This window comes from Sphingopyxis sp. SCN 67-31 (assembly GCF_001725095.1).
Genome location: NZ_MEFH01000136.1, coordinates 1 through 7,945, shown reverse-complemented (window position 1 = coordinate 7,945; position 7,945 = coordinate 1). Strand labels below are relative to the sequence as shown.

The 7,945-nt window shown below is 67.9% G+C and carries 12 protein-coding genes; 3 read left to right on the top strand and 9 right to left on the bottom strand.

What is annotated here, in order from left to right; genetic code table 11:
* From ABS88_RS21450 to purE, 6 genes are all read right to left on the bottom strand, one after another.
* The coding region (locus ABS88_RS21450) for a class I tRNA ligase family protein (RefSeq protein ID WP_286750532.1) at positions 1 to 331 on the bottom strand (331 nt) is incomplete at its 3' end.
* Between the two features lie 139 nt (positions 332 to 470).
* On the bottom strand, positions 471 to 1,400 hold the full coding sequence (locus ABS88_RS21445) for a bifunctional riboflavin kinase/FAD synthetase (RefSeq protein WP_058812947.1): 930 nt from the start codon (positions 1,398 to 1,400) through the stop codon (positions 471 to 473).
* A gap of 117 nt (positions 1,401 to 1,517) precedes the next feature.
* Positions 1,518 to 2,702 carry a dipeptidase gene (locus ABS88_RS21440; protein ID WP_286750531.1) on the bottom strand — a complete coding sequence of 395 codons (1,185 nt, stop codon included), beginning with the start codon at positions 2,700 to 2,702 and terminating at the stop codon, positions 1,518 to 1,520.
* A gap of 37 nt (positions 2,703 to 2,739) precedes the next feature.
* A complete protein-coding gene (locus tag ABS88_RS21435; RefSeq protein ID WP_003040947.1) occupies positions 2,740 to 3,237 on the bottom strand; it encodes a dihydrofolate reductase in 498 nt (165 codons plus the stop codon).
* Positions 3,234 to 4,307: a 5-(carboxyamino)imidazole ribonucleotide synthase gene (locus tag ABS88_RS21430; protein ID WP_082657436.1), complete on the bottom strand. Its 1,074-nt coding sequence runs from the start codon at positions 4,305 to 4,307 to the stop codon at positions 3,234 to 3,236. The genes ABS88_RS21435 and ABS88_RS21430 overlap by 4 nt, the downstream gene beginning before the upstream one ends.
* Positions 4,308 to 4,313: 6 nt before the next feature.
* A complete protein-coding gene (gene purE, locus ABS88_RS21425) occupies positions 4,314 to 4,823 on the bottom strand; it encodes a 5-(carboxyamino)imidazole ribonucleotide mutase (protein WP_003040942.1) in 510 nt (169 codons plus the stop codon).
* Positions 4,824 to 5,010: 187 nt separating this feature from the next.
* On the opposite strand from purE, the gene ABS88_RS21420 reads away from it, so the two are divergent.
* Together ABS88_RS21420 and ABS88_RS21415 are read left to right on the top strand one after the other, a co-directional pair.
* Positions 5,011 to 5,652, top strand: a complete 642-nt coding sequence (locus ABS88_RS21420) for a GGDEF domain-containing protein (protein WP_286750530.1) — start codon at positions 5,011 to 5,013, stop codon at positions 5,650 to 5,652.
* Between the two features lie 52 nt (positions 5,653 to 5,704).
* Positions 5,705 to 6,034, top strand: a complete 330-nt coding sequence (locus tag ABS88_RS21415; RefSeq protein ID WP_286750529.1) for a hypothetical protein — start codon at positions 5,705 to 5,707, stop codon at positions 6,032 to 6,034.
* 31 nt (positions 6,035 to 6,065) lie between these two features.
* Here the strand turns inward: ABS88_RS21415 and ABS88_RS21410 are convergent, their stop codons facing one another.
* Together ABS88_RS21410 and ABS88_RS21405 are read right to left on the bottom strand one after the other, a co-directional pair.
* Positions 6,066 to 6,377, bottom strand: coding sequence for a hypothetical protein (locus tag ABS88_RS21410; RefSeq protein ID WP_286750528.1), 312 nt, complete (start codon positions 6,375 to 6,377; stop codon positions 6,066 to 6,068).
* Positions 6,374 to 6,655, bottom strand: coding sequence for a hypothetical protein (locus tag ABS88_RS21405; protein WP_286750533.1), 282 nt, complete (start codon positions 6,653 to 6,655; stop codon positions 6,374 to 6,376). Before ABS88_RS21405 ends, ABS88_RS21410 begins: the two co-directional genes overlap by 4 nt.
* A 143-nt stretch (positions 6,656 to 6,798) precedes the next feature.
* Here ABS88_RS21405 and ABS88_RS21400 point away from each other — a divergent pair, with 143 nt between their 5' ends.
* A complete protein-coding gene (locus ABS88_RS21400) occupies positions 6,799 to 7,440 on the top strand; it encodes a S24 family peptidase (protein ID WP_040589560.1) in 642 nt (213 codons plus the stop codon).
* Positions 7,441 to 7,446: 6 nt separating this feature from the next.
* On the opposite strand, the gene ABS88_RS21395 is transcribed toward ABS88_RS21400, so the two are convergent.
* Positions 7,447 to 7,945: DUF4402 domain-containing protein (locus ABS88_RS21395; protein WP_286750527.1), on the bottom strand; the 499-nt coding region annotated here is incomplete at its 5' end.

The window sequence follows — 7,945 nt, the reverse complement described above, 5'->3', positions numbered from 1 at the left end:
TCGGCAGCCCGTTACAGTCCCAGCCGGGGACGTAGGGCGCGTCCTTGCCCTTCAGCGTCTGGGTGCGGACGACCATGTCCTTGAGGATATGGTTGAGCGCATGGCCGATATGCATGTCGCCATTGGCGTAGGGCGGGCCGTCGTGGAGGATGAACTGGTCGCGGCCCTTGCGGCTTTCGCGAATCTGCCCTTCCAGATTGCCCTCGATCCATTTCGCCAGAATCTGCGGTTCCTTCTGCGGCAGGCCGGCCTTCATCGGGAAGTCGGTCTTGGGCAGGAAGACGGTGTCGCGGTAATCGCGCTGTTCTGCGGTAGGCGTGCTGTCGGTCATGGTCGCGGCGCTTAGCGCAGATTTGCGCGGGAGCAAACAGTCGGATCACCCTCGATTCCGTTCGAATCGAGCGAAGTCGAGATGCCAATTGGCAGCGCCGGCCCGTGGGGTGTCTCGACTTCGCTCGACACGAACGGATTTAGAGGGGACTCAACAGCTTCCTCGCCTCGTCACAATCCGCTGCAATCTGCGCCATCAGCGCGTCCATCCCGTCATACTTCGCCTCGGGCCGGATGAAGGCACGGAATTCGACGTCGATTTCCTGACCGTAGAGGTCGCCGTCGAAATCGAAGAAATGCGGTTCGAGCAATTCCTTGGGCGGATCGAAGCTCGGCCGGATGCCGAGGTTCGCGGCGCCCTTGAGGGTGCGGCCATCGGGCAGGCGGCCGGTGACGGCGTAGATGCCGTAGCGCGGGCGCAAATAGGTGCCCATGTCGATGTTCGCGGTCGGAAAGCCGAGCAGGCGGCCGTTCTTGTCGCCATGCTGGACGGTTCCGCGCACCGTGAAGGGGCGGGTGAGCAGGCGCGCCGCGGTCGCGCAGTCGCCCGCGCGCAGCGCGTCGCGGATGCGGCTCGACGAGATCACCTCGGCGCTGTCGTCGACCGGCGCGACCATCTCGGTAAAGAAGCCGAGGCGGCGGGCATGGTCGGCGAGGGTCACGACATCGCCGCCACGGCCCTTGCCGAAGACGAAATCGGCGCCGGTGACAACCCCCGCCGCGCCATAGCGTTCGAGCAGCAGTTCGGTGATGAAATCCTCCGCCGTCGTCGCGGCGAGCGCGGCGTCGAAGGGGAGGACGAGCATCGCGTCGGCGCCCGCCGCGCCGAACAATTGCTGCCGCTGGTCGAGCGTGGTCAGGCGGAAGGGCGGCACGTCGGGTTTGAAGAAGCGCACCGGATGCGGGTCGAAGGTCGCGACGATCGCGGGGCGCCCGTCGTCCTTGGCATGATGCACCGCGCGGCCGACCACCGCCTGGTGCCCGGCGTGAAAGCCGTCGAAATTGCCGAGCGCGATGACGCCGCCGCGCAGCGCACCCTCGATACGTTCGTGGCCGTCGAGGCGGATCATGGCCACCCTCTCTTCCGTTCGTGCTGAGCTTGTCGAAGCACTGTTCTTTCTTTCAACCTCGCCAGAAGGAAGGACGGCCCTTCGACACGCTCAGGGCCAACGGATTTGGAAATCGGGTCATCGGGCCGGCGGCGTCAGCGGCACGATCCCCGCGCGGATGACGCGGAGCGCGTTGCCGCCCATCGCGGCGCGGATGTCGTCGTCGCTGAAGCCCGCGTCCAGCAGCGCCTGCGTCACCTGAACCAGCTTCGATGTGTCGAAGCGGACGGTGGTCGCGCCGTCATAATCGCTGCCGAGCGCGACATATTGGATGCCGACGAGGTCGCGGACATGCTTCATCGCCCTGGCGACGCTGGCGGGCGAGGTGTCGCACACCGCCGCGTCCCAATAGCCGATGCCGATGACGCCGCCGGTCGCGGCCAGCCCACGGATTTCGTCGTCGGTGAGGTTGCGGTTGACCTTGCACGTCGCCTGCACCCCGCCGTGGCTCGACACGACGGGACGGCGCGCCATCTTGAGGATGTCGGCGACGCAGGCGTGGCTGCAATGCGCGATGTCGACGATCATCCCCTTCGCTTCCATCCGGCCGATCAGGTCGCGGCCGAGCGGGGTGAGGCCGCCCTTTTTCAGCCCGTGCATCGATCCGGCGAAGATATTGTCGAAGAAGTGGGTGATCCCCGCCATGCGGACGCCGGCGCCGTAGAGCTTGTCCAGATTGTCGATATTGCCGTCGAGATCGTGGAGCCCCTCGACACTGAGCATCGCGCCGACGGGCGGCGGGGTTTTGGTGCGCCGCGCGGCGAGCAGCGCGTCGAGTTCGGTGGGGCTCGCGACCGCCATCAGCTTGCCGTCCGACGCCGCGGCGGCGCGGTGCAGCTTCGTCGCGTGCCAGAGCGAGCGTTCGAGTAGCGAGTTCCACGTTCGCACCGGCTGCAGCTGCGCGATCACCAGCGGGGTGATATTGTCGCTGTCGTCGCCATTGGCGTCGTAATTCTGGCCCTTTGGCGACTTGGTGGTGCTGGAGAGGATCTGGAGCGCGACATTGCCCTCTTCGAGCCGCGGCAGGTCCATATGGCCGCGGGTCGCGCGGTTCAGGAAATTGCGCCCCCACAGCAGGCTGTCGCTGTGCAGATCGACGATCGTCAGCGTCTTGTGCAGCGCGGCGGCGCGCGCGCTGACCGTCGGCAGCGGCTTGCCGTCGACCTTGTTGAGCCCACGCTCGATCATGCCGGGGGCGAGGAGGAAGAAGGCGGCCGCCCCCACGACGAGCAGTGCTACGATGCCGATCAGCCAGCGGCGCATGTCAATTCTCCCCCATTGTCCCGCTTTGCGCGTGCCATCATCCCGCTTTGCGCGTGAAGGTGACGAAGCTGTAGGCCGGGCGCCCCGCGTCGTCGGCCGGATGATCCTCGCGCGCCACGACCTGCCAGTCGGCGGGATCGGGATAGGCGATGGTCGCATCGCCCGCGGGTTCGATCGCGACCTCGGTCAATTCGATCCGCGTCGCGAGCGGCAGGAACAGATCGTAGATTTCGGCGCCGCCGATCACCATCGCCTGCGGCGCATTGGCGAGGCGCAGCGCCTCCTCGACGCTGGCGACGGGTTCGGCGCCTTCCTCCTGCCAGCCCGCGTCGCGGGTGAGGACGATGTGGCGCCGCCCCTCCAGCACCGTGGGCAGGCTGTCGAAGGTCTTGCGCCCCATGATCATCGGGCGGCCCATGGTGAGCTGTTTGAAGCGGCGCAGGTCGGCGGGCAGGTGCCAGGGAATCTTGCCCCCCGCACCGATCACGCCATTGGCGGCGCGTGCAAGGACCAGCGTGATATCCGGGCGGTTCATCGGGGAGAGGCTCCAACCCAAGTGACGTGGCCGAGCTTGCGCCCGTCGCGCACCTCGGTCTTGCCGTAGTGATGCACGTGCGCGGCGCCGTCGGCAAGCAGCGCCGGAATCTTTTCGATCTGCGCGCCGATCAGATTGTGCATCGTCACCGGCAGCAGCGGCACCGCCGTATCGCCGAGCGGCAGGCCCGCGACGGCGCGGATATGGTTTTCGAACTGGCTCGTCACCGCGCCCTCGATCGTCCAGTGGCCGCTGTTGTGGACGCGCGGCGCCATCTCGTTGAACACCGGCCCCGCGTCGGTGGCGAAAAATTCGCCGGTGAGCACGCCGACATAGTCGAGCGCATCGCCGATCGCCGCCATCATCGCGCGCGCCGCGGGTTGCTGGTCGAGGACGATGGACGGCGGCGGCAGGCTGGAGACGGCGAGAATGCCGCCTTCGTGGACATTCGCCGAACTGTCCCAAAAGCGCGTTTCGCCGTCGATGCCGCGCACCATGATCACCGAAAATTCATGGTCGAAGGCGACGAAACCTTCGAGGATCGCGGGCTGGCCGCCGATCGCCTCCCACGCCGCATCGGCGTCGGCGGGCGCGGCGATTCGCGCCTGTCCCTTGCCGTCATAGCCCATGCGCACGGTCTTGAGGATCGCGGGGGTGCCGATGGCGGCGAGCGCGCTATCGAGCGCCGCGCGCGTCGGCACCGCGGCAAAAGGCGCGGTGCGGCCGCCGAGATCGGCGACGAAGGATTTTTCGGTGAGCCGGTCCTGCGCGATTTCGAGCGGCTTGCCGCCCGGATGGACCGCGACATGGCCCGACAGGAAACGCACCGTGTCGACCGGGACATTTTCGAATTCGAAGGTCACGATATCGCACGCGGCCGCGAAGCCCGCGAGGCGCGGTTCATCGTCCCACGCCGCCTGCGTGTGGTGTGCGGTGACTTCGGCCGCGACGCTTTCGGCGTCGGGGGCATAGACATGAACCTTGTAGCCGAGCTGCGCGGCGGCGACCGCGAGCATCCGGCCAAGCTGGCCGCCGCCCAGGATGCCGATCGTCGATCCGGGGGAAAGCAAAGCGGGTCAGCCTTCGCGCACGGGCGTCGGTGCGACGCTGTCGGTCTGTTTGGCGCGCCACGCATCGAGCCGCGCGGCGAGGTCCGCATCGGTGTTGGCGAGCAGCGCGGCGGCGAACAGCCCCGCGTTGGTCGCGCCCGCCTTGCCGATCGCAAAGGTCGCGACGGGGACGCCGCCGGGCATCTGGACGATCGAATAGAGGCTGTCGACGCCGCTGAGCGCCGCCGACTGGACCGGCACGCCGAGCACGGGAACGCGCGTCATCGCCGCGACCATGCCCGGCAGATGCGCGGCGCCGCCGGCGCCCGCGATGATCGCCTGGAGCCCGCGGTCGGCGGCGCCCTTGGCATAGGCGACGAGCCGGTCGGGGGTGCGGTGCGCGGAGACGATATGCACCTCGTGCGCGATGCCGAATTCTTCGAGGATCTGGACCGCATGCGCCATCGTCGGCCAGTCCGACTGGCTGCCCATGATTACGCCGATGCTGGCTTTCGCGCTGGCTGCGCCGTCGCCCATTCCGTCCCTCCTGCCCGGGCGATGAATCGCCGCTGCCATCCCCCTAGCGACTCGACCGCGCGCGGGCAATGTCACCAAAATGGCACCGCGTTTACGTCTTGGTATCAAGTCGTGGCTAACCTGCCCGCCATGCCCATCCTGCCGGCGTCCTGCCGGCGACCCACCGGATGCGCATCGGGGATAGGGAATGGATAGCGTAGGGGGGGCGCGGATCGCGGTCGAAAGGGCCGGTTTCGTATCCGTCGACTCCATCGAGGACCAGTTGCGCGAAATGCGCCGCGAACGCGATGCGTTGCGCCGTGAGAACCGCATCCTGAAGATCGCGGTCGCGGAGCTCGAACGCGTGTCCGAACGCGATACGCTGACCCCGCTGTTCAATCGCCGCTATTTCCTGACCGCGATTCACCAGCGCCTCGCGCGCTTCGAACGCCATGCCGAAAGCGCGGCGGTCGTGTTCATCGACGTCAATCAGCTCAAGCAGATCAACGACACGCTGGGGCACGCCGCCGGCGACTTCGCGCTGATGCAGATCGCGGGCCGCCTGTCGGCGTCGATCCGGTCGACCGATGTCGCGGCGCGGATCGGCGGTGACGAATTCGGGCTGATCCTCGATCAGTCGAGCGAAAAGGGCGCCCGCGCGCAGATTGAACGGCTGGCCGAGGTGCTGAGCGCCGAGCCCGCCAACTATGACGGGCAGGAGGTTCGCCTGTCGGCCTGCTTCGGCGTCGCGATGCTGCAGACCGGGATGAGCGAATCGGACGTGCTCGCCGCCGCCGACCGCGACATGTATCGCTGCAAACAGCGCGAATTCGCGCGCACCCACCGCTAACCCGGCGTTAACCAAAGGCGCGCATCCTCCCTTTATGGACAGGGGGTGGACGATGCGTACCCAGGCCGATTTTTTCACCGATATCGAAAACCGGATTTCCGGGCAGATCGGCGCGCTTGCCGAAGCGTTGCCGCATTGTGCGCTGACCCAGATCGTGCAGGGGGTCGACGACATTCGTTGCCTTGCGCGCGATCATGGCTTCGCGATCGTCGAAACGCTGGCGAGCCAGCTCGAATCGGCGGTGGCCGGGGGCGGCTATCGCGCCGCCGTTCTGACCTATCTCGACGCGATGAACGACGCCGTGCGCGCGCCGCGAGGGCCGATGCCCGCGGCCGCGCAGGAAGCGTGGCTCGCGTCGGTCGCGATGCGCCTCGGCCATTAAACCCGGCTATTCGCACACCGCGAGCTGGCGGCTAATCCTCCACGCTCAATATTTCGACCCGTAGGCCGCCTGGCTGCGCCTCGACCGCGACATCGGCGACGATGTGGCCGGCCAGCCGCCAGTCGAAGGCGGCGAGCCGCGCCGAAAGATCGGTGAGGGCGGTTCCGGCGGGGAGCGTCAGCGGAAACAGGTGGCGCGCGCCGACGAAATTGGCGCTGGCCCAGGGCCGCATCGTCGATGCGCCGAGCTGCGCTCCCGGCGGCAGCAGGCGCGTCAGCAGGCGCGCGATGCGGCGGTGCGGGCAGGCGGGGCGCGCGGGGGCGGTGGGCGACCAGCGGATCATGCGCGGCGCCCCTTGTCGGCGGGGCCGCCAACGCGGCGGCCGACGCGGGTGCCGACGCGGCGGTCGCCGATCGGTGTCACGCGGCCCGCCCGGAAGTCGGCACGCCATTTGTTCATGAAATGTTCCGCACGGCAGATCACCGCGCGGCCACAGATCCGCCCGCCGCGCAGGTCGCTCACCAGCCGCGGGTCGTGGACCGCGGCGCGGCCGAACACGCTCGGCGGCATATCGGCCTCTTTCAGAAAGGCCTCGATCCGTTCCAGCAGAATATCTTGCATCATCATCTCCCTGCCCACGATTCGCTCAATAGGATAATTCCTATTTGATTGGCATTTTCCTACTTGTCTAGGAAAAATCCTATTGCTAGAGACGAAATAGGAAGGACCAGTCCGTGACCGATATCGACGACGACCCGCGCCGGATGCTCGACCGGCTGCTGACCGAAAAGGGGGTGGATTATGCCCAGCTTTCGGCGCGCATCGGGCGCAACCCCGCCTATATCCAGCAATATATCAAGCGCGGATCACCGCGGCGGCTGGGCGAACAGGACCGGGCGCGCATCGCGGCCTATCTGGGCGTGTCGGAGGCGCTGCTGGGCGGCCCGGCGCTGCGCGTCGCCGCGCCGACGCCGCGCGCGCGCGGCCGCGACCTCGTGCTGGTGCCCAAGCTGGCGATCGGCGCTTCGGCGGGGCCGGGCGCGAGCGTCGATGGCGAAGCGGTGGAAGGCGAGGTCGCCTTCGATCCGCGCTGGCTGCGCGATCTGGGCGCCGACCCGCGCGCGCTGAGCATCATTCGCGTCGAAGGCGATTCGATGGCGCCGACGCTGGGCGATGGCGACGATATATTGGTCGATGGCGGCGATGCGGCCGCCCGGCTGCGCGACGGCATCTATGTGCTGCGGATGGACGATGTGCTGATGGTCAAACGCATCGCCCGCGCGCCGGGGCCGGGGCGCGTGTCGGTCATCAGCGACAATCCGCACTATCGGAGCTGGGACGATCTGCCGCTCTCGGCGATCCGGCTCGTCGGCCGGGTCATCTGGACGGGGCGCAGGGTGCGCTAGGACCGGCTAGAGATAATTGACCGTCAGCGTGAAGGTGCCGCTGTAATCGCCCTCGGGCTGGTTCGCCGGGACGCTGAGCGTGCCGCCGACATAATAGGTCTGCACCCCGCTGGGCAGCAGCGTCGCGCTCGACCCGAGCAGGATGATGCCGCCGCCGCTTGTCGTCATCGCACGGGTCAGCGTGGCGGTCAACGCGGGCGCGCCGCCGCCGGCACGGGTCAGCGTCGCCGAATTGCTGCCGCTGACGATGATCAGCAGTAGGCCGCCGGTGCCCTGAAAAGCCGCGCGCTGCGCGCCGCTGCCGGCGAGCGTGACGCCGCCAGCCGAGCTGCGCGCATTGGTTGCCGGATTGACCGTCACCGTGCCCCCGGTCGCGCCGCTGACGATCGTGCCGAAATCGAGGTCGTCGGTCTTGATAAGCGTGTTCGGCCGCACCACCGCCGCATTCGCGGTGCCGGTCGTCTCGGTCGCCGATGCGCACGGCCCCGTCAGCGCCGCTGCCGTG

Bases quoted from the DNA above. Each gene is read 5' to 3' on its own strand.
- ABS88_RS21445 (WP_058812947.1), bottom strand. From the start codon at position 1,400: ATGATCCGCCTCGACGGCCACGAACGTATCGAGGGTGCGCTGCGCGGC.
- ABS88_RS21440 (WP_286750531.1), bottom strand. From the start codon at position 2,702: ATGCGCCGCTGGCTGATCGGCATCGTAGCACTGCTCGTCGTGGGGGCG.
- ABS88_RS21435 (WP_003040947.1), bottom strand. From the start codon at position 3,237: ATGAACCGCCCGGATATCACGCTGGTCCTTGCACGCGCCGCCAATGGC.
- purE (WP_003040942.1), bottom strand. From the start codon at position 4,823: ATGGGCGACGGCGCAGCCAGCGCGAAAGCCAGCATCGGCGTAATCATG.
- ABS88_RS21420 (WP_286750530.1), top strand. From the start codon at position 5,011: ATGGATAGCGTAGGGGGGGCGCGGATCGCGGTCGAAAGGGCCGGTTTC.
- ABS88_RS21415 (WP_286750529.1), top strand. From the start codon at position 5,705: ATGCGTACCCAGGCCGATTTTTTCACCGATATCGAAAACCGGATTTCC.
- ABS88_RS21410 (WP_286750528.1), bottom strand. From the start codon at position 6,377: ATGATCCGCTGGTCGCCCACCGCCCCCGCGCGCCCCGCCTGCCCGCAC.
- ABS88_RS21405 (WP_286750533.1), bottom strand. From the start codon at position 6,655: ATGCAAGATATTCTGCTGGAACGGATCGAGGCCTTTCTGAAAGAGGCC.
- ABS88_RS21400 (WP_040589560.1), top strand. From the start codon at position 6,799: ATGCTCGACCGGCTGCTGACCGAAAAGGGGGTGGATTATGCCCAGCTT.